Below are 21,288 nucleotides of genomic sequence, written 5' to 3'. Positions count from 1 at the left end.
GTTAAATATTTTTCACCAATTTGCTACAGTTGAGGTAAAAACATCCTGGATGATATTTTCAAAAATCACTTCTACCAATTCGGTTTCGACCTGCAATAGTGTGGTGTTCCTGGGGTCATAATCCTGGAAAAAGGAGTACGGCCGCTTGGAATTTTCCTCTTCATTGTTCAGGTTCACGAAGTCCACCTCCACACTAATGGTGATACGCATCTGGCCCGCCCTGTCCGGCTGGTTGCTGTTTGGGTTGGATACGGTGGCCTGTGGGGTGATGGTATATTTGGTAATGGCCCCGGAAAGTTGCAAATCGCCTCCATTTTGTATCAGCTCCAGTTGGGTGTTTCGCTGAAAATAGTCTTTTAGGTCTTCTGTAAACAATTGTCCCATGTTGGCAGGTCCGCCCCCCGAGTCGTTAAAGAAATTGTCAACAGAAAATGACTGGGTAACATTATAATCAATGGTCGTCCCTGTAAAACTGTATTCAATTTTACAGCTGCCAAGAAATAACAACACCAGGCACAGCAGGGATGCCGGATATTTATTCGATATCATATTGCTTGATTTTCCGGTAAAGGGTTCGCTCAGAAATGCCCAAATCCATGGCAGCATATTTTCGTTTGTTATGGTGTTTCTTTAGCGCCCTGGCTATCAGTTCCTTTTCTTTCTTTTCCAGAGACAAAGAGCTGTCATCTTCTTCATGAATGATGTCCTCGATGATATCCTCTTCGTATTTCTTCCCTTCCTTTTCTACAGATACATCCTTTTTCTCGGACAATGACTCCAATACCATGGGAAGGTTTTTTGAAGGCTTGGAACTTTCTTCATAGGTACTGTTTTCCTCAATATCCTCAAAAAGGTTTTGATGTTTCTTCATGATATGCTGATCCAGCCCCCCGGAATGATAGGATTCCAAAACCAACTTCTTCAATTCCGTCATGTCCTGTTTCATGTCAAAAAGAACCTTATACAGGATTTCCCTTTCAGAAAAATCTGTATAATTTTCCTGTTGCCCTTTTTTCCCGGGAATAGAGGCCGGCAAGCTGCTGGCTTCTTTTGGCAGGTACTGGTCCAGGGTGACGGCATTTACTTCCCTCTCCTGTTCCAATAACGAAATTTGTTCCGCTAAATTTTTAAGCTGGCGGATATTTCCTGGAAAGGGAAATTTTATAAGCAGGTTTTTTGCTTCCTCGGTCAACACAATGGGTTTAACCTTATACTTATCCGAAAAATCGGTGGTGAATTTCCGGAACAGCAGTACCATATCTTCTCCCCGTTGTCTTAGTGGAGGCACAAAAATGGGCACCGTGTTCAATCTGTAGTACAGGTCCTCCCTGAACTTTCCTTTTTCCACAGCTTTCAGCAAATTCACGTTGGTTGCGGCAATTACCCGTACATCGGTCTTCAGCACTTTGGAAGAGCCCACTTTGATGAATTCGCCATTCTCCAGCACCCTTAAGAGCCGGGCCTGGGTTCCCAGTGGCATTTCCCCGATTTCATCCAGAAAAATGGAACCCCCGTCAGTTACTTCAAAATAGCCTTTTCTGGCTTCATGAGCCCCTGTAAATGACCCTTTTTCATGACCAAAAAGTTCCGAATCGATGGTGCCTTCGGGAATCGCCCCACAGTTGATGGCGATGAATTTGCCATGCCTGCGTTTACTGAGCGCATGAATGATTTTTGAAAAAGATTCCTTGCCACTACCGCTTTCTCCGGTAATCAAAACCGTCATTTCAGTAGGGGAGGCCTGCATGGCTACTTGTATGGCATGGTTGAGCAAGGGACTGTTGCCGATGATACCAAACCTTTGCTTGACACTCAATATTTCTGATTCACTTATAGGGACCATAACAATAACCTAAATATCAAATGACAACTTCTCCGAATAATGTGGCAGAGGAACAATCCGTAATACGCACTTTTACATAATCCCCAACCTTTAGTTTCCCGGCAGATACGATTACTACTTTATTGGCAGAATTCCTTCCCTTCAGTTGATCTGCAGAACGTTTGGACTGGCCCTCTATCAGGATTTCCTGTTCTTTTCCAATATCCCTTTGGTTACGCACAAGGGAAAGCTGGTTTTGTTTTTCTATGATTTCCTGAAGCCTGCGCTTTTTGACTGGAAGGGGTATATCATCCGCATATTTTTTTGCCGCCAGGGTGCCAGGACGTTCTGAATAATAAAACATGTAAGAAAAATCATATTGTACCAGGTCCATCATGCTGAGGGTGTCCTGGTGTTCTGCTTCGGTTTCTGTGCAAAAGCCTGCTATCATGTCTGAGGATATGCCACAGTCTTCCCCCAATATTTCCCGGATTTTTTGTACCCTTTCCAAATACCATTCCCGATCATAGGTACGGTTCATCAGGGACAATACCCTGGAGTTGCCACTTTGTACCGGCAGGTGGATGTATTTACAAATATTGTCATGGGCTTTCATGGTATGCAATACCTCATCTGTAATGTCTTTTGGATGGGAAGTGGAAAACCTTACCCTTAACCTGGGGTCGATAGCTGCTACCATTTCCAATAAATCTGAAAAATAAATCACTTCGGATACTCCTTCAGATTTTTTATTGAGCCGGGCTTTGTTGTTTTCTTCAGGAGACCATTTGTAGCTGTCTACATTTTGTCCCAGCAGGGTGACTTCCTTGTAGCCTTTTTGAAACAAATCCCTGGCTTCATTTACAATAGAATGGGGATCACGGCTCCTTTCTCTTCCTCTGGTAAAGGGTACCACGCAAAAGGAACACATGTTATCACAACCCCTCATGATGGAGATGAATGCTGATACGCCATTGGAGTTTAAGCGGACCGGTGAAATATCCGCATAAGTTTCCTCCCGGGACAAAAAGGTGTTGACCCCTTTGAGCCCGTCATCAGCTTGCAAGACCAGATTGGGCAGGTCCCGGTAAGCATCAGGACCTACCACCAGGTCCACCAGTTTTTCTTCTTCCAGCAATTTGTCCTTGAGCCGTTCCGCCATACAGCCCAAAACGCCTATGGTCAGATCCGGTTTCTCAGATTTGATCTGATTGAATTGGCTTAGCCTTTTTCTTACGGTTTGCTCAGCCTTGTCCCTGATAGAACAGGTATTTAGAAAAATGACGTCTGCATGGTTGAAATCCGAAGTGGTATCAAAGCCATTGTCTTTCATGATGGAAGCCACGATCTCGCTGTCAGAAAAATTCATCTGACAGCCGTAGCTTTCTATGTATAACTTTTTAATTTTTCCCGTATTTTCATCAGCTGTGATTTTGAAATCACAGCTGCTGTCTGCCTCTTCCTTACTGATGATATTGATATCTTTAATAATATTTTCCATTGGCTGATCATTTCAGAGTGCAAATTTAATAAAATACAGACAGATTGACAGGGTAAGGGCTTAATAATATAAATTAATCTGCTATCCCTTATTCAACGCTTTAAAATGTGTTTTTTTATCCTGTTTCAGGAAAAGTATCAAATTGTTCCTGTCAGGCCATCTGCAAAATGAAATATATTTCCATAAATCCGCAAACCTGTCAGCTTTCGGTTGACCTCTTTTTGGATAGACAGCAGTAAAAAAAACGGATTTCCCCCTCAAGATCAAATCTTAATGGACCTTTGGTATAAAAATTGTCCTGTATAACGGGTTATATATTTAATCTCTGAGAGTGGTTGCTTCATCCGCTCTTTTTTTTACCCATATTTGTATATTGGCTGAGCGGAAAAACATAGGATGGAAAATAATAAAGGTTTTAGGCTGGGTATTCCTGAGCCTCACCTTGTTATTGTTTTTGGTTTTACTTTTTATCCGTAGCCCCTTTGGCCAGAATATTATCGTCAATCGCCTCAGCTCCTACGTTTCCGGAAAAACCCATACCCATGTTGGCATAGACAGGCTCTTTATCACCTTTGGAGGGGAGGTTTATCTGGAGGGGCTTTACCTGGAAGACATGCAGGGAGACACCTTGCTGTATTCAGAAAACCTTGAAACAGGAATGGCTTTGATTCCCTTTCTGAGAACAGGGGAGATAAAAGTGACCGGTCTGGACTGGGAAGGGCTACAGGCCAATGTAAAAAGAGACAGTACGGGTAAATTTAATTTTGACTTTCTCATGGAGGCTTTTACATCTCCTGCAGCTGAGGGGGATCCCGGAGACACTGAATCATCAGCAAAGAAATCTGCTTTCCCGGAGCTTTCACTGGGACCGGTAAACCTAAAGAACTGGGAAATTCAATTTGCGGATGAGCTGTTGGGTATGTCCGTAGATCTGGACTTGGGAACCCTGCAAATCCTCACAGAAAAACTCGATTTAAACCGGATGGATTTTCATATTGGAAAAATTCAATGGGAAAATACGGACGTGAAATACATACAAAACAAAGCTTTTCCCGAAGCAGCCGAAGAGGAGTCCGGGGAAAGCCCGCTTCCTTTACTGGTGTTGGATCAATTATCCCTGGCCAATATCAATTTGCATTACCAGTCAAATCCCGATGGAATGGATGTGCTGGCCAGGCTGGGTGCTTTTAACCTGGAACTCCCGGAAGCAGATATGGAAAAGCAAAGCCTGCAAGTTAAATCCCTGCTGCTGGAGGATTCCTTCCTTGACTATCAGTCCAAAACCCTGGAAGAACCATCCTCGCAGAAATCTGTAAATGCTGATTCCAGCGCATTGGTTTGGCCGGAATGGAAGGTCAACATTGGGGCAGTGGACCTGGTAAATAACGAAATCAAATACGGGGTAGATCAGCAGGAAGCCCCCAGCGGTCAATTTGATCCCAATGACCTTGGCCTCAGTGCGCTTAACCTCAAACTCAATCAGGTATTTCTTGAGGAGGGGCGCGCAGGCGCATCACTGAAAGCTTTGTCTTTCCGGGAGAGGTCAGGGTTCTCCCTGGAAAATTTTCAAATGGACCTGTCGGTGGAAGAGCAAATGACCAGCATCGAGGATTTGGAGTTGGCCACCGGAAATAGCAAGCTTTTAGGTAAAACGGTATTGAAGTATACAGGATTGGCTGATTTTCTGAATAATCCGGATCAATCACGTTTTGACATCAATGTGCAACAGCTGAGCATAGGTCTTCAGGATGCTTATTATTTCTCTCCTGAGCTCAGAAATGATCCCTACCTCAAAACTCTGGCAGGCCAAAAGTTGAACACCAAACTTTCCGCCAGTGGAGGCAGGGACCAGATCAAAATAAATGAATTATCGGGGGCCTGGGGGAAGAAGACCACATTCAAAATGCTGGGATTGATAGACAATCCCCTGGAGCCTGAGCGGCTAGCCTGGAAAGTGGATACCCTGAATTTTGTCACGGTCAATACCGATATTAACAAATTTATTCCGGAGGATAGTCTTGGGCTTACATTTCCAGAAACCCTTGAGTTGGGAATAAATAGCTCGGGAAGCATGGATTCATTTAGCCTGAATACTGGCCTTAATGCTTATGGAGCTGAATTTGTAATGGCTGGTAGGATAGCCTCTCAGGGAGAAGCTTTCACCTATGATTTACAGGCTTCTCTCGACGAAGCCCCCCTTGGAGAAATTTTGGACCTGGCGGATTTTGGAAAGCTGGGATTTGAAATAAAGGCTAGTGGAAATACTGGTCCCCTGGAGCGGTTGGACCTGAATGTGGACACGCGGCTGACCCACCTGGAATGGAAGGGCCATGACTATAATGGCATGAAGCTTCTGGCCAATATTTCGGAGGGGAAAGGAGAAGTGGAAATGAGGCATAAGGATGAGTTTTTAGAAGTGGAATTGTTGGCAGATGCTGTATTGAACCCTGAGGACCTGAAGGTAGACCTGGACCTGGATTTGATAGGGGCGGATTTTTACCGGTTAAACATCAGTCCCAACAACCTGAGGGGGAGCATGCAACTTAAAGCAAGCTGGAGCGGCAACGCATCATCCTTTGACCTTCAAACCAAAATCAGCGATGGAACGGTGGTATTGGAGGAGCAGGCCTATCCGCTGGGAAGCTGGGACATGAACCTAAAAGTCATGCGGGACACCACTAATTTTACGATTGACAGCAATATTTTAAAAGGAGAGCTGCAGGCCAATGCTGATCCGGCGGCGGCAATGGACGGCCTCTTCAGGCATTTCAACCGGTATTTGGAAGATTCCTCAAATGACCTCGCAGGAGGAATTGACAGTCTGCAAAGGGTAGCGGTGAATTTAAAGATGGAAATAATTCCCGGTTTGCTTTTGGATCAGGTGGTATTGCCTGATCTGGAAGGTATGGACAAGGGTTCTATAGCCTTTGATTTTGATGAGAGCAAGGCACATTTAGCAGGAAGTGTTGATTTTCCTTATTTGTCCTATGCAGGGATCGTGGTGGACAGTCTGGGGGTTAGGGTAAACAGCGATGCGGAAGATTTTGGTTTTGCTTTTGGTTTGTTGGGCCTGGAAAGCGGTCCATTGGCATTGGGACCTACCTATTTCACAGGTGAAATCCTCGAAAGGCAGCTTTATATGGATTTTAATGCTTTAGATGGTGAGGAGGTTTTGGCTCATATCGCCTTTGATGTAGGTTTGGCGCAGGATTCCCTGAAGCTCCATGTCCATCCCGACAGCTTGATTTTGAACAAAAAAAGATGGTCTGTACCCGATGTCAATGAGGTGTGGTTTGCGGATTCTAATTTGGTTTTCAATGATTTTACTTTTTCCAGGGAAAATCAGAATTTATCGTTTTACAACAAGCCTGAAGGAAATACCATTGGTTTAAAGTTTGAAAATTTTCGCCTGGCCACCTTCACCAGTTTGTTGAACCCTGACGAGATGGTAGCTATAGGAAGAGTTGACGGGGATTTTGTGGTGGAAAATCCTTTTGGAGCCACAGGTTTGCTGGCAGATATTTCCATTTCAGATCTCAACGTGCTTCAGGTGCCTTTAGGCAACCTCGCTCTGAATGCAGCCAGCAAGACGGATCAAAAAAACTATGATTTCAATCTGGCTCTCAGGGACGAGGGTATTGAATTGGAATTGGGAGGGGATTACCTGGCCGATACCTCCGGGGCGCAGCTGAACCTGAATCTTGACCTGGGAAAATTGGAAATGGCAGTGCTGGAAGGGTTAAGTCAGGGAGCCATCAGTGGTGCTGAAGGATACCTTTCAGGTGCTTTTAGCGTAAATGGAAAAACCAATGCCCCGGTGTACCAGGGGAAACTGAGGTTTAACAATACCGCCTTTAAGGTGGCCACATTGAATGCAGGTTTTGCCTTGAAGGATGAGGAGATCACCCTGGATAATGAGGGGCTCTATCTGGACCAACTGACCATTGAGGATAATGAGGGAAATGGGTTTACCCTGGATGGGCAGGTCCTGACAGAAAGTTTTACCAACCCGGCCTTTGACCTCAAACTGACCGCCAACAATTTCAGGTTTTTGAATTCCACAGCAGAAGACAATGATCTTTTTTATGGAGATGCCATTATTGATGCGGATGTATCCATAGGTGGAGATTTGAACTTACCGGAAGTTTCTGCCAACCTGACCGTAAAGGAAGGCACCAACCTGAGTTTTGTGGTACCGGAAAGCCAGTTGGATGTGGTGGAAAGAGAGGGAGTAGTCACTTATGTCAACAGGGAGGACCCTGAAGATATACTTACCAAAAGACTGGAGGAGACCAGCAATACGGGTTTTTCCGGTTATCAGGTGTCTGCCTCGTTGAAAGTATCTCCGGAGGCCATATTCAATGTGGTCATTGATGCCCGCTCGGGGGACAATCTCCTGGTAGAAGGGGCGGCAGACCTTCAGCTTGACCTGGATCCAAATGGCAGGATTAATCTTACGGGTATTTATGAATTGTCCAGGGGGCATTACGAACTGAGCTTGTACAATATGGTCAACCGCAGGTTTGAGATCAGGAAAGGCAGTTCCATTACCTGGGCCGGAGATCCCTTGGATGCTTCCATGGACATTACTGCCATTTACAGGGTCAAAACTTCTGCTGTCGATTTGATGACAGCTACCGCTGCCGGTGGAAGCAGGGAAAACATGATGCAGTACCGGCAGCAACTGCCCTTTTTGGTTTATCTGAATATAGAAGGGGAAATGCTCAGGCCTTTGATTTCCTTTACTTTGGATATGCCTGAAGATGAAAAGGGGGCTATTGGGGGAAGTGTCTATTCCCAGGTGCAGCAACTGAACAACCAGGAAGGAGAATTGAACAGGCAGGTTTTTTCCCTGTTGGTGCTCAACAGGTTTTTCCCCAGCGGATCCAATACAGGTGGTGGAGGTACCACCGCCATGGCAAAATCAAGTGTAAGCCAATTGCTTTCCAGCGAGCTGAATTCCCTGACAGATAATGCGCTGGGAGGTACGGGCTTTGAACTGGATGTGGATTTGGATAGCTTTCAGGATTATCAGGGTGAGGCCCCGCAATCCAGGACCCAACTCAACCTCAATGCCCGCAAACGCTTTCTGGATGATAGATTGATTGTACAAGTAGGAAGTCAGATTGATATTGAAGGCAGCTCCAGAGAACGAGGCGCAGAGAATGCCCTTTTGGGAAATGTCAGCATTGAATACCTGCTTACAGAAAACGGTAGATACAGAATCCGGGGTTTTCGCAAAAATCAATTCGAAAGCTTTATAGACGGACAGTTGGTGGTTACCGGGTTTTCGGCAATTTTTAATCGTGAATTCAACTACTTCCATGAGCTATGGAGGGGAATAGAAACCCAACGAAATGGCAGAAATCCAATAGAAGATTCAACTGAAGCAGCGGATGATAAGCAAAAGGAATAACATGTACACCGGTAATTTTAGGCGACCCAGTAAGCTAAATTTTATTTGGTTGATGCTTTGCTTCTGGGTAGCTACGGCTTGCAATATAACCCGGTATGTACCTGAAGATGAATTGCTCTACACTGGAGCCAAGCTGGAAATCACACAGGAAACGCCTATCAAACGCATCGATGAGGTGAGGGATGAATTGCAGGGATTGATCAGGCCCAGGCCCAACAATAAGATATTGGGTCAGTACCTGGGTTTGTGGGCACATTACAAAATGCAACAGGAAAATCCGGGTTTTATCAATCGGTTTATTTATAAAAAAATAGGGGAGGAACCTGTTTACCTCAGTCAGGTGGATACAGAGAAAACAGAGGAATTGATGTATAACAGGTTGGAAAACAAAGGCTACTTTTACCCTGAAATCAGCTCCACTTTTAGAAGGAAACAAAAAAAGGGAGACGTCAGCTATCAGGTAAACCTCCATGTACCCTATACCCTGAAAACCTACCAATACGAAAGGGACAGTCTTCCTATTGATCATGATATCAGGGATTTAATGGCTTCCAGTGAAATCAAGCAGGGAGACCGTTTTGAGCTGGCACGCTTCAAGCAAGAGCGGGAGCGCCTGAATACAGCGCTTAAAAAAAGGGGCTATTATAATTTTAACCCTGATTTTCTGATTTTCGATGCAGATACCAATCAATATGAGGGACGCGAATTTGATTTGTTTTTAAGGCTAAAGGAAAATGTGCCCCAAGATGGAATAATACCCTATCAGGTCAGGTCCATACAGGTGTTGCCCAATTATTCCCTGGATGAATACGGAGAAAATACAGATACCACCGTAGTGAATGGAGTAGAATTTATACAGGAAAACCTGTCCTTCAAACCTGAATTACTGCGGCAGTATATATTGATTGAAAAGGACAGCTTGTTTGATGCCAGTCAATCCAGGTTGACCAGTAACAGGTTGTCCGGAATCGGCAACTACCGATTTGTCAATGTCAGGTTTAATCCTGTGAAAGATAAAATTGAATCCGGGAAGGGGTTTTTGGATGCCAAAATATATTTGTCCCCGCTGGACAAGCGGTCGATTAGGGCGGAATTGCAGGGCGTATCCAAATCCAATAATTTTGCGGGGCCGGCACTGCTTTTGAATTACAGGAACCGAAACCTGTTTTTTGGTGGTGAAACACTAAGCCTGACGGGCAAATTGGCTTACGAAAGTCAGATTGCCTCAGGAGACCGTGAAGGGTTAAATGCATTTGAATTGGGCTTGAAAGGAGATTTGATTTTTCCTAGGGTAGTGTTCCCCATTACCATCAAGGAGCGTTTTGCCTATTCTGTGCCCAAAACCAAAATCAGTCTGGGAACTGAATACCAGGACCGCAGAGGGCTATACCGGCTCAACTCTATATCCTCTACCTATGGTTACTTCTGGAATGCCAATCGTTTTGTCTACCATGAAATAACCCCGATTAGCATCAACTTTGTAAACTTGTCCCGCACCTCCCCGGAATTTGATGAGATATTGAATGCCAACCCATTTCTGAGGCAAAGTTTTGAGCAACAATTCATAGCAGGTATCACCTATAATTTTTCCTACAATAAACTGATGGATAAATACCGGACACACAGCATTTTCTTTGGTGCCAACCTGGACCTGGCAGGGGCGGGCCTGCGTTTTGCCAATGAAGTGCTGAACGGGGAAAACCCCAATACTTTCCTTGGCTTCAACTATGCACAATACAACAAGGGCGATATTGATTTCAGGTACTATTGGCGCTTTACAGAAGAGCGCTTGCTGGCGGCCAGGCTTTTTGGCGGTGTAGGTTTGCCTTATGGCAATTCCGTTTCCCTTCCGTTTGTCAAACAGTTTTTTTCGGGAGGCCCCAACAGTATACGGGCCTTCCGGATCCGATCCCTGGGTCCGGGTTCCTTCCGGCCCGATAGTGAGAGCACGGCCAACTTTTTTGATCAGGCCGGAGACATCAGGTTAGAAGGCAACCTGGAATTCAGGTTCCCTATCGTCCCCTATCTTAGAGGGGCAGTTTTTCTTGATGCGGGAAATGTTTGGCTGGTCAATGAAAATGAGGCCCTGCCCGGGGGGAAAATAGGGAAAGACTGGTACAAGGAATTGGGTATAGGTACAGGTATAGGGTTGCGGGTGGATATTGAATTTTTCGTGCTGCGCTTTGATCTGGCTACCCCACTGAGAAGACCCTACCTGCCTGAAGGGGAACGCTGGGAAAAAGATTTTAACCTTGGAGAAAGCGAATGGAGAAGGGAAAATTTAATTTTCAATTTCGCCATCGGTTATCCATTTTAATGGTTATTTGGCAGCTTCAGGGTGGTTTTTCAAAGTTTCTTTGGCTTTCTTCAGGCTGTACAGGTAGCCCAACATGGTAGGGGTCACCAAAGCAAAAACAGCCAGATTGCCAAAACCCTTCGCTTTTTTCATGGCAAGAGTCGCCATAATTATGGTCAATGGAATGCTATATTTGACACCAAAGTCCAGGTATTTTTGATAAGTAGTCATGGATTTAAAATTGTTCATGCATTTCACTACACAAGATTAATGCCGGATTGTGTGATTTCAAACCTTTGGGGTCATTGAGACCCCGAAAGTGTCCACGATTTCGGTAAGGGAGACCTTCGGGGTTCGGAAAACCCCAAAGGTCAATTTTCTATTCAAAAATACCTGAGCCCTGTAATGGCGCGATATATTACCTGTTAGCAAGAATGAGAGGAATATATTTTTTCCCTTCCGGGGCAAAGATACCGAACCATGGGAATTTTTTGACCTCAATACCTGATCTTAAGCTGCTCCCCGGGTTCATCGGATCTGCTCAGATTGGATAAGCTGACACCAAGCAGCCGCACAGGATTGGTTATTGCCTCCTGTTGGGCCAGGTCCAGGCTCAGGTTTTCCATGCTATCCAGGGGTATGGGCTCAGCAAAGGTTCTGGATCGGGTATGTACGGTGAAGTCGTTGTATTTGATCTTGAGGGTCAAGGTCCTTCCCCTGGCCTGATTTCGCTCCAGCCTCCTGAAAAATTCGGGTAAAATTTTTTCCTTCAGGCTATCCAGGATGGCCGATATATCCATCAGGTCATTTTCAAAGGTGCTTTCTACCCCCAGTGATTTCCTGATCCGGTCGGGCTTTACTTCACTATTGTGTATACCTCTCACAATTTCGTAATAATGCAGCCCTGATTTCCCAAACCTGCCGGTGAGAAATGCCAGCGAGTATTGTTTCAGGTCATGACCATTGTGTATGCCCAGGGATTTCATTTTTTCGGCTGTGACCCTGCCGATGCCGAAAAATTTCTCTATCGGTAACTTCTCCAAAAAAGCCTCCGCTTTTTCCGGGGTGATCACCGCCTGACCATTGGGTTTATTGAGGTCAGAGGCCACCTTGGCCAGAAATTTATTGTAAGAAATGCCTGCAGAAGCATTCAGTCCTGTTTCCGTTTTGATTCTTTGCCGGATTTCTTTGGCTATCAGGGTGGCGGATGGAAGACCGAAGTGATTTACCGTCACATCCAGAAATGCCTCATCCAGGGACAAGGGTTCTACCAGATCCGTATAATCCAGAAAAATCTTCCTTATCTCAAGGGAAATTTCCTTGTATCGCTCAAACCGGGGTTTGACAAATATCAGGGAGGGGCATTTTTTTGCTGCCAGCCTGGAAGCCATGGCGGACCTTACCCCAAATTTTCTTGCTTCATAACTGGCAGCTGCCACCACCCCCCTTTCTTTGTTTCCGCCTACAGCCAATGGTTTGCCCCTGTACTCCGGATGATCCAGCTGTTCCACCGATGCAAAAAATGCATCCATGTCCACATGTATGATTTTCCGGATCAGGGTCATGACTATTATCAGACAGTGCCCTGGGCCAGCATGGCTTTGGCTACTTTTTCAAAAGCCCCGATATTTGCTGCATTCAGGTAATCCTGCTCCTCCAGGTGATGTTTGTCTATGGTTTCCAAACATTTTTCATGGATGTTTTTCATAATGGCGCGAAGTTCTTTCTCCAAATCAATTTTAGCCCAATAGCGGCCCATTCTGTTTTGGGTCATTTCCAGTCCCGATACAGCTACTCCGCCGGCATTGGATGCTTTTCCCGGACCATACAGGACCTTGGATTCCTGGAAATAATTGATGGCCTCGGGGGTGCAAGGCATATTGGCCCCTTCTGCCAGTAGCATCAGCCCGTTTTTCCGGAGGATTTTGGCATCAGCAAGCTCCAGTTCATTCTGGGTGGCGCAGGGGAAGGCACAGTCGGCGGGGATGGACCAGATATTTTTACTTCCTTTGGTCGTGAAGGTGGCCGATGCATATTTATCGGCAAAAGCCGAAATGCTTTTTCTTTCTCCGTTTTTGACGGTTTTCAGGTGACTCAGTTTTTCCTCAGTCATGCCCTCAGGATCATGAACAAAGCCAGTGGAATCCGAAAAGGCCACTACTTTTGCCCCTTCCTGCAGTAGCTTTTCCATGGCAAACTGGGATACATTTCCTGCTCCCGATACCAAACAGGTTTTGTTGCCCAGGTTGTCATCGACCTCAGTAAGCATAAAATGGGCAAAGTGAATCAGCCCATAACCTGTAGCTTCGGGCCTCAGATAGGACCCCCCCCAATCCGTACCTTTTCCGGTCAATACTCCCTGAAATTCATTCTGGATTTTTTTATAGGTACCGAAAAGGTAGCCTATTTCTCTTTCTCCTACCCCTATGTCTCCCGCCGGTATATCCGTATAATGGCCGATATGGCGGTAGGCTTCCATCATCCAGGCCTGGCAAAACCGCATGACTTCCCCGTCTGATTTTCCCTTTGGGTCAAAATCTGCCCCTCCTTTTCCCGCCCCCAGGGGCAATCCGGTAAGTGCATTCTTGAAAATTTGTTCGAAGGCCAGAAATTTTAATATGCTTTGGTTCACACTGGGGTGAAAACGCAGCCCCCCCTTGTAGGGCCCAAGGGCACTGTTCATCTGAACCCTGAACCCTTTATTTACCTGCACCTTTCCCTGGTCATCTGTCCAGCAAACCCGAAAAGAAATCACCCTTTCCGGTTCGCATATCCTTTCAAAAAGTTTTTCATCTACAAAGGTTTTGTTTTTCTTCAGCACGGGAAGGATACTTTCAAATACTTCCTCCACCGCCTGGTGGTATTCTGCTTCATGGGGATTTTTTTGGGTGATGGATTTCAGGATATTGTTTAATGCGGCCATTTAACTGGATCGGTTTTAAGTTGATAAAAATAATTTAATGTCTGTATAATTGTGGATGCCTTTAGCTGGCATTCCTGGTATTCGTCTGATGCATTGGCATCTGCGGTGATGGCACTGCCAACACCAAAATAAAATTTGTTTTTGGCCCGGTCCATGACCAGGCTTCTGATGATCACACAGGTATCAAAGTCCCCGGCTGCATCAATATATCCCAGGCACCCCGAAAACCAACCCCTTTTAAAGGATTCGTACCTTTCAATCAATTCCATACACTTGATTTTTGGCGCACCGGTCATGCTGCCCATAGGAAAGGTTTTCGAAATGATTTCCCTGAAGCCTGTACCGGGAAGCAGTTGGCAACTTACTGTGGAGATCATTTGGGTAATTTGCCGGAAGGTATAGATGCCGAACAATTCATCCACACCGACCGTACCCGTTTGAGCCAGCCTTGACAGGTCATTGCGCATCAGATCAACGATCATCAGGTTTTCGGCCATTTCCTTTTCACTTTCAAGCAAGGTTTTTCTCAGCATGGCGTCTTCCTGCGGGTTGCTGCCCCTCCTCACGCTTCCCTTAATGGGCTGGCTGAGCAGGGTTGACCCCTGTTTTTTCAAAAACCTTTCCGGAGAAGCACAAGTCAGAAAAAGGTCGTTTGCTTTGAATAAGGCACTGAAGGGCATGGGGGAATGGGCGCATAGTTGCAAATAGAAACCCACAGGATCGGAGTAGGGCAAGCTGCCGTGAAAATCCATGCAATAATTCATTTCATAAATATCCCCATCCAGTATATGTTGCTGAATTTTGTCAAAAACCCCGGTGTATTCCTCCTTCCCATGAGAAGCAAAGAGCGTAAAATCACCTCTGGCCTCAGGTCTTACTGCCTGCGTGGATGCTATGGCTTTGGCACAGGCTTCCGGGTCGGAGGTTGTGATCATTGCCACATCGGCTGAAAAACTTACCGTTATTTCAGGGCTGAAAAACAAGGTTTCGGGACATCTCACCCGGCAATCATTCTCACTATACAATTTTTCATAACTGTTTTTTCTGTCATAGGAAATGATACCTATTTTTGGTTTTCCTGCAGGCAAAAGGTCTAAATGATCCAGATCCACTGCCTGAGTACCGGCATAAAAAACATGGGTGAAAGCATCCCCGGGATAGGCAATGCCATTGGGGTTGAAATAGCTGTAATAGTTAAAATGCTGATCTGCCCAATCAAGCAATTGGCGGACCCATTGTGGGTTGATGGAAAGGGAAATGCTGCTTTCTTGTTGGGACATAGGGGCAAAAATAGGAAAAAGGCAATAAAAAAGGGGACAAAATGTCCCCTTCTCTATTACATAATTGCTTACTTCACTATCAATTGGCCTTGATATCGAAATTGACACTTACCGTATTGTAGATAAACTGGTCTTTTGCCTTGTCAACAGCAGTAGCTTCATCACCGTAAGACAAACCCCATTCTGTACGGTCTATGTTGAAACCTGCCTGTGCGGTAATGGTTCCGTTATTCATAGACACGCTGGCCGGGAATTTGATGTTTTTGGTGTTGCCCCTAATGGTCAGGTTACCACTGATCCAATGGGTAGGTGTAGCGGGTGCGAGTTCAGAAGAACTTTTAGGCGTGTTTTCAGACTCAAATTGCTCTTTATCCTGCACGGCATCACCAGCAGCGTACGGAGTGATTTCTGTGATCTCGAAACTTGCCTGAGGATGGTTGGCTGCATCAAAAAAGTCATCTGACTGCAGGTGGTTCCACAATTTACCGTGGTTTTCACTTCCTTCTTCCAGATCATGGATTTCAAGACCGGTAATGTCAAAAGTAAATTCTCCTGCGGTAATGGCATCTCCTTCAACTGAGATTTCACCTCCGGTAACTGGGATAATGCCATTGTGTTGGCCTGTAGGCTTATAGCCTCTCCAGTTTACTTTACTTGAATTGACGTCAAGTGCCAATGTGGATCCGGTAGCCACAGCTACTTCTTCTGCTTCTGAAGTTTCTACGGTTTCCGAACTTTGTCCACATGAAAAGGCCAGCATAGCGGCCGATAACATGAATCCCGATAATTTAATTGCTTTCATAAATAATAATGGTTTAATTAAGATTGGTTTCAATTTATATGTATAAACACTCAAACTGTTTTTATATGAAAAAGTTCAGTATTTCAACAAATAAATTTTTAAAAATTTAAAATTTCGCTGGTTTAAAATAATATAATTCTGATTATCATAAATATGGCTCTAGTTAAGAAAGTAGGTAATAAGGCCCCTCAATTTGGAGCGGGTTGTTGGTTGGCAGAAAATGCCACGGTAGTAGGTGATGTGGCAATGGGCAAAGATTGCACCGTATGGTTCAATGCCGTTGTAAGGGGTGATGTGCACTATATACGGATAGGGGACCGTACCAACATACAGGATGGGGCGGTCATCCATTGTACTTATCAAAAGGCACCGGTAAATATTGGTTCAGATGTTTCCATCGCCCACAAGGCCATTGTACATGGCTGTACCATAGAAGACCGGGTGTTGATAGGTATGGGCGCCATCGTCATGGATGATGCTGTCGTTCAGGAAGGGGCCGTCATAGCAGCCGGAGCAGTGGTGTTGGCGGGTACTGTGGTGGAAAAAAACAGCATTTATGCCGGAATTCCTGCCAAAAGGGTTAAGGCCACCGGGCCCGAGATGGAAGCAACCATCTCGCGGATTGCGGCCAATTATCCCAAATACGCGAGTTGGTATAAGGACTAAGAACCTATAAACGCTTGAACATAGCCTGTCTACCCCATTCCAAAAATCCCTTCGTCATCCCGATTTCTGCGTTTTTTAAAATGTTAGGTCTCGCAGTGACGAAAACGCCGTCATTGCGATTCCTGCGAAGCAATCTGAACCGGAGCGGAGACTTAAATCCATTGAGAAAAGCGATTAAGATCGGGAATTCGCCTCCGTACAACCTCAGACTTCTGCGGGAGCGTGTTTATTCTCGATTCCTTTTCATTCCAATATGGACCATACCGATGACGTATTCAAAGCTGCAATCTTAAAGGCATAACTTACGTAGAACGACGAGAAAAAGAACACCTTTAAATTAAATACGCAAAGAGGCTTAGGCCAGACACCGGGAATCAGATTTTTTCTTCCGGCCGGAACCGCATGCTTTCCGGGTAGGGAAAAGCATGGATCAGTTCCCCTTTTTTGATTGCGCCCTGTATCTCTTTCCAGTATCCGGGATCAAAAAGCTGTGGGTTGGATTGGATAAAATAATCCCTGACATCGGCCCTGCCTATCATAAAACGCTTGAAGTCCTCGGGGAAAACGTCGTTTGCCTTTATTTCATACCAGGGTTCGGAAGCATATATCTGCTCGTATGTTTTTGGTTTTGGTTTTGCCCTGAAGTTCATGTTTTCCAAAAATTCGATTTCATCGTAGTCATAAAAGATGACCCTGTTCTGCCGGGTGACCCCAAAATTTTTGATCATCATGTCACCCGGGAAAATATTGGCCTTGGCCATTTGGAGGATGGCATTGGCATAATCGTCTACCACATGCCTGGCCGCTTCCAGGCTGCAGTCCTCCAGATAAAGATTCATGGGTTTCAACCGTCTTTCAATATACAGGTGGCGGATGACCAGGGTATCCCCATCAATTTCCAGTAGGGAGTTGACGGTATTTTTCAATTCCTTCATCAATTCCGGGGCAATCCGGTTTAGTGGCAATCTAAAGTTTTCAAACTCATGGGTATCGGCCATTCTCCCCACCCTGTCATGCAGCCCCACCAGTTTGTATTTTTCCTTGACCTGCTGCCGGGTCATATTTTTGGGCGGTTCAAAATGGTCTTTGATCAATTTAAAGACAATATTATAAGAGGGCAGGGTGAAGACTGTCATGACCATGCCCTTGATGCCACTGGCCTCCACAAAATCATCCTGGCTTTCCCTCAGGTGTTTGGTGAAATCCCTGTAAAAGGCAGTTTTCCCATGCTTGTTGAATCCTATGGCATTATAAATTTCATAAGGCCGCTTGTGTTGTATGACCGAATTCAGGAAAAGTACGGTTTGTGCCGGGGTCTGTATGCGCGCCATAAAATAGGAGCGGGTATAACTGAATATACCACTCATGATATTGGGGTCAAAAATCAGGGTATCGGCAAATACGCCCCTGGCATTGTGTACAAAGGGAATGATAAAGGGCATCCACTTTTGGCCTATAAAAGTTCTGCCTATCAGGTAGGCGGCTTTATTGCGGTAAAAAATATCCCGCAATACCTGGGTGGTGGTTTCAGAAGTGGCTTTATAGCGGCTCAGAATCACCTTTTGTACCCCTCTGACCAGGTTGTGGATGTCTGTTTCTTTTTGGTAATAAGCAGTGCCGAAATCAAAATCAGCCAGTATTTTCCTGAATATATCTTCCAGTTTACCGGTTCCGGGATAATTGTAAAACAGGCTGGAATCCATCTCACGGGGAATTTCTTCAAATGGAGCTTCCACAAACATCAGCGCATCGTCAATGATATTCCCTGGGTAGGTTTTTCTAAAAACCGAATTGAAAAAGGTAGCAGCCAGCTCTTTGTCTGCTTTGTTCCTGATCAGTTCCAAATAGCTTGATTTTATAACAAACCATGTTTCTTTTTGCGAAACCCGCTCCCCAAGCTGTTCCTTGCACAAATGGATAGTGTCTTTTAACAGGTCTTTGTAAAGCCGGAGTCTTTTGCGGTGGTTGTCCTGCAGGGTTTTCCAATCGCGATTGACAAAATTTGCCGGGATTTGCTGGGTAATCCGGTTAAATTCTGAAATGTAGGTTTCATATCCTTTGAGAATGCTGTTGACGGTGAGAGAGGAAATGCTATCGGGCATAAAAGGGGAACTTATTTGTTAAATGGTCATTCGACAGGGATATTACTGTTTTATTTTTTTCCGGCAAAATTATTAACCTTTGGATTTGTAGAATTATTGTTTAAATTTCGAGCGAGTTTATTCATTTATTTGAATACAACCCAATAGGTTTAATAGGTTTGATAAATAAAAAAGGCCTGAATATTATTCAGGCCTTTTTTTCGCACTATTAAAAGTTGCCCATGGAATTTATTGAGTTGATAAAAGTGCTTGAGACTGGTTTAAGGCAGCCTTTACCGGGAAGGCTGGGGCAGGCTCATATGGCACCGGTGCCTTTGGAAGAAGCGCGTTTTGACCAAAAGCGCCTGGCAACAGCCAGAAAGGGAGCTGTTTTGTTGTTGTTTTGTCCCGGTCCGGAAGGAATAAGCATACCTTTTATCAAAAGGGCTGTTTACGAAGGGGTGCATAGCGGTCAGATTGCCCTGCCCGGCGGGAAAATGGATGCCGGTGACCATGACCTGAGCTATACGGCCCTCAGGGAGACAGAAGAGGAAATAGGGGTAGACCGGAAATCGATCACCTTATTGGGCAACCTTTCAGATTTGTATATTCCACCCAGTAATTTTTCTGTCCGGCCCTTCGTGGGGTATGCCAGCCAAACGCCCTCATTCAAAATCGACCCCCGGGAAGTAGACCACTTGGTCACCTGTAATTTTGAAACCCTGCTCAACAGGGAAATGCAAAAAGAAAAACTTGTATTTACCAGCAAAGGCACTACCATCAAAGCCCCTTATTATGAAATCAACAAGGAAGTTGTCTGGGGAGCCACAGCAATGATATTGAGTGAATTTTTGACGCTTTGGAAAAAGATCAGCTAGTTTTGGAAAATGTATGGATAAGTAATGATGCGGTGGTTTTTGGCCTTATTATGGGCCTTTTGGCATTGGTTTTTTATACCTCCGCCAGTGATCATCCCTTTTTCAGGGCCATTTACCGTTTTATTCCGGTAGTATTGCTTTGTTATTTCTTACCCGCCTTGTTCAATACCTTCGGTCTGATATCCGGTGCGGATTCTCAACTGTATTTTATTGCTTCCAGGTATTTGCTGCCCACTTCTTTGGTTCTACTTACCTTGAGCATTGACCTGAAAAGTGTCTTAAAACTGGGCCCCAAAGCCCTGATCATGTTTTTGACGGGGACTTTCGGAATCATTTTCGGCGGTCCGGTGGCCCTTTACCTGGTATCACTTCTTTATCCCGAAGTATTGGGGGGAATAGGTGCAGATGAAACCTGGCGCGGACTGGCCACCATTGCGGGCAGTTGGATCGGCGGGAGCGCCAATCAGACAGCCATGCTGGAAGTTTTTGGCGCCAGCCCTGTCCTTTTCAGCCAGATGATTGCCGTGGATGTGATCGTAGCCAATTTATGGATGGCTTTTTTACTCTACTGGGCCGCCAAACCTGCCCTGCTGGACAAGTGGTTGAAAGCGGATACCTCGGCCATTACGGCCTTGAAAGAGAAGGTTGAAAAATACCAGTTGAGTATCATGAAAATTCCCAGCCTTGCGGACACCATGACCATTTTAGGCCTGGGTTTTTTAGTTACCGGGATCGCTCATTTTTTGGGTGAGATCCTGGCTGTATATATTGGAGCGCATTATCCCGCCCTGAAAACTTACTCGCTGGACTCCTCCTTTTTCTGGCTGGTCATTCTGGCCACCACGGGAGGCTTACTGCTTTCTTTCACCCGGGCCAGAAAACTTGAAGGCGTGGGTGCATCCCGGATGGGCAGTGTTTTATTGTATGTGCTGGTAGCTACCATTGGCATGCAGATGGACCTGAGAGCCGTGTTGGACAACCCGGTTTTCTTTTTAGTTGGTTTTGTTTGGATGATTTTCCATATTTCATTTATGCTGCTGGTTGCTTTTGTGATCCGGGCTCCTTTTTTTTATGTGGCCATTGGCTCCCAGGCCAATGTAGGAGGAGCGGCCTCGGCACCCATTGTGGCTTCCGCTTTTCACCCTGCCCTCGCACCGGTAGGGGTGTTGCTGGCGGTCCTGGGTTACGGTCTCGGGACCTATGGAGCATACATTTGCGGTATTTTGCTGCAGTTGGCTTTTGGTAATTAAAGGTTTTAGGTAATGAAAAAACGGAGAAAGTTTATTTTTGTCTGTTCGGGGTCCGATTGTAAAAGCAATGGGGCCAGGAATTTTGCCGGGAAAATCAAGCAAATCCTGAATGAAGGGGAATTCAGGGGAAAGTTCAAAATGGTGAAGACCAAATGCATGGATTGCTGCAAATCAGGGCCGGTGGCGGTAGTAAACAACCAGCTCATCAAAAAAGCGGATCTGGACCAGTTGATTTCCGAGCTTAAAGAGGATTGACTGTTCCTGATTTTTGAGGCTATTAATTCCTGCTATTCAGGGAGATTTGATATTATTAGGACAAATTAATGATAGAATTGATTTTTGTTATTAACTTAAGGCCTTAATTACATCAGGC

At 45.2% G+C, this 21,288-nt stretch carries 15 protein-coding genes; 6 read left to right on the top strand and 9 right to left on the bottom strand.

Annotated features, from left to right (window positions below; genetic code table 11):
• Positions 1–12: 12 nt before the first annotated feature.
• Genes G9Q97_RS21395 through miaB form a run of 3 tightly spaced genes read right to left on the bottom strand, consistent with a single transcriptional unit; the run spans position 13 to position 3,323 of the window.
• Positions 13–549: an LptE family protein gene (locus G9Q97_RS21395; RefSeq protein WP_166150721.1), complete on the bottom strand. Its 537-nt coding sequence runs from the start codon at positions 547–549 to the stop codon at positions 13–15.
• The gene (locus G9Q97_RS21390; protein ID WP_166150719.1) at positions 536–1,843 is read right to left on the bottom strand and encodes a sigma-54 interaction domain-containing protein; all 1,308 of its coding nucleotides are present in this window, start codon (positions 1,841–1,843) and stop codon (positions 536–538) included. Before G9Q97_RS21390 ends, G9Q97_RS21395 begins: the two co-directional genes overlap by 14 nt.
• A 16-nt stretch (positions 1,844–1,859) precedes the next feature.
• Entirely contained in the window at positions 1,860–3,323 is a 1,464-nt protein-coding gene (gene miaB / locus G9Q97_RS21385) for a tRNA (N6-isopentenyl adenosine(37)-C2)-methylthiotransferase MiaB (RefSeq protein WP_166150717.1), read from the bottom strand.
• Between the two features lie 331 nt (positions 3,324–3,654).
• On the opposite strand from miaB, the gene G9Q97_RS25325 reads away from it, so the two are divergent.
• Together G9Q97_RS25325 and tamL are read left to right on the top strand one after the other, a co-directional pair.
• Positions 3,655–8,739 carry a translocation/assembly module TamB domain-containing protein gene (locus tag G9Q97_RS25325; RefSeq protein ID WP_166150715.1) on the top strand — a complete coding sequence of 1,695 codons (5,085 nt, stop codon included), beginning with the start codon at positions 3,655–3,657 and terminating at the stop codon, positions 8,737–8,739.
• A gap of 52 nt (positions 8,740–8,791) precedes the next feature.
• Positions 8,792–11,056 (top strand): translocation and assembly module lipoprotein TamL, encoded by a 2,265-nt coding sequence (gene tamL, locus G9Q97_RS21375; protein ID WP_166150713.1) that lies wholly within the window; start codon positions 8,792–8,794, stop codon positions 11,054–11,056.
• A 3-nt stretch (positions 11,057–11,059) separates the two neighbouring features.
• Here the strand turns inward: tamL and G9Q97_RS21370 are convergent, their stop codons facing one another.
• The 5 genes from G9Q97_RS21370 to G9Q97_RS21350 all read right to left on the bottom strand — a co-directional run bounded on the left by G9Q97_RS21370 (position 11,060) and on the right by G9Q97_RS21350 (position 16,040).
• Positions 11,060–11,284: a hypothetical protein gene (locus G9Q97_RS21370; RefSeq protein ID WP_222852054.1), complete on the bottom strand. Its 225-nt coding sequence runs from the start codon at positions 11,282–11,284 to the stop codon at positions 11,060–11,062.
• A gap of 248 nt (positions 11,285–11,532) precedes the next feature.
• Positions 11,533–12,600 carry a DNA polymerase IV gene (gene dinB, locus G9Q97_RS21365; RefSeq protein ID WP_166150700.1) on the bottom strand — a complete coding sequence of 356 codons (1,068 nt, stop codon included), beginning with the start codon at positions 12,598–12,600 and terminating at the stop codon, positions 11,533–11,535.
• 8 nt (positions 12,601–12,608) lie between these two features.
• Positions 12,609–13,958, bottom strand: a complete 1,350-nt coding sequence (gdhA, locus tag G9Q97_RS21360) for an NADP-specific glutamate dehydrogenase (protein ID WP_166150690.1) — start codon at positions 13,956–13,958, stop codon at positions 12,609–12,611.
• Positions 13,946–15,238 carry an anthranilate synthase component I family protein gene (locus G9Q97_RS21355; protein ID WP_166150688.1) on the bottom strand — a complete coding sequence of 431 codons (1,293 nt, stop codon included), beginning with the start codon at positions 15,236–15,238 and terminating at the stop codon, positions 13,946–13,948. The genes gdhA and G9Q97_RS21355 overlap by 13 nt, the downstream gene beginning before the upstream one ends.
• Positions 15,239–15,317: 79 nt before the next feature.
• Positions 15,318–16,040, bottom strand: a complete 723-nt coding sequence (locus G9Q97_RS21350; protein WP_166150686.1) for a YceI family protein — start codon at positions 16,038–16,040, stop codon at positions 15,318–15,320.
• 153 nt (positions 16,041–16,193) lie between these two features.
• Here G9Q97_RS21350 and G9Q97_RS21345 point away from each other — a divergent pair, with 153 nt between their 5' ends.
• On the top strand, positions 16,194–16,706 hold the full coding sequence (locus tag G9Q97_RS21345) for a gamma carbonic anhydrase family protein (RefSeq protein ID WP_166150684.1): 513 nt from the start codon (positions 16,194–16,196) through the stop codon (positions 16,704–16,706).
• Positions 16,707–17,080: 374 nt separating this feature from the next.
• Here G9Q97_RS21345 and aceK read toward each other — a convergent pair whose 3' ends face one another.
• On the bottom strand, positions 17,081–18,808 hold the full coding sequence (aceK, locus tag G9Q97_RS21340) for a bifunctional isocitrate dehydrogenase kinase/phosphatase (protein ID WP_166150682.1): 1,728 nt from the start codon (positions 18,806–18,808) through the stop codon (positions 17,081–17,083).
• 221 nt (positions 18,809–19,029) lie between these two features.
• On the opposite strand from aceK, the gene G9Q97_RS21335 reads away from it, so the two are divergent.
• The 3 genes from G9Q97_RS21335 to G9Q97_RS21325 are packed head-to-tail and all read left to right on the top strand — an operon-like array spanning position 19,030 to position 21,170.
• Positions 19,030–19,665, top strand: a complete 636-nt coding sequence (locus G9Q97_RS21335; protein WP_166150680.1) for an NUDIX hydrolase — start codon at positions 19,030–19,032, stop codon at positions 19,663–19,665.
• A gap of 50 nt (positions 19,666–19,715) precedes the next feature.
• Entirely contained in the window at positions 19,716–20,915 is a 1,200-nt protein-coding gene (locus tag G9Q97_RS21330) for a DUF819 family protein (RefSeq protein ID WP_166150774.1), read from the top strand.
• 12 nt (positions 20,916–20,927) lie between these two features.
• Positions 20,928–21,170, top strand: a complete 243-nt coding sequence (locus G9Q97_RS21325) for a (2Fe-2S) ferredoxin domain-containing protein (RefSeq protein ID WP_166150678.1) — start codon at positions 20,928–20,930, stop codon at positions 21,168–21,170.
• The last annotated feature ends 118 nt before the right edge of the window (positions 21,171–21,288 follow it).

Source organism: Cyclobacterium plantarum (genome assembly GCF_011290685.1).
GTDB lineage: Bacteria > Bacteroidota > Bacteroidia > Cytophagales > Cyclobacteriaceae > Cyclobacterium > Cyclobacterium plantarum.
This window is presented reverse-complemented; position numbering and strand designations above follow the sequence as displayed.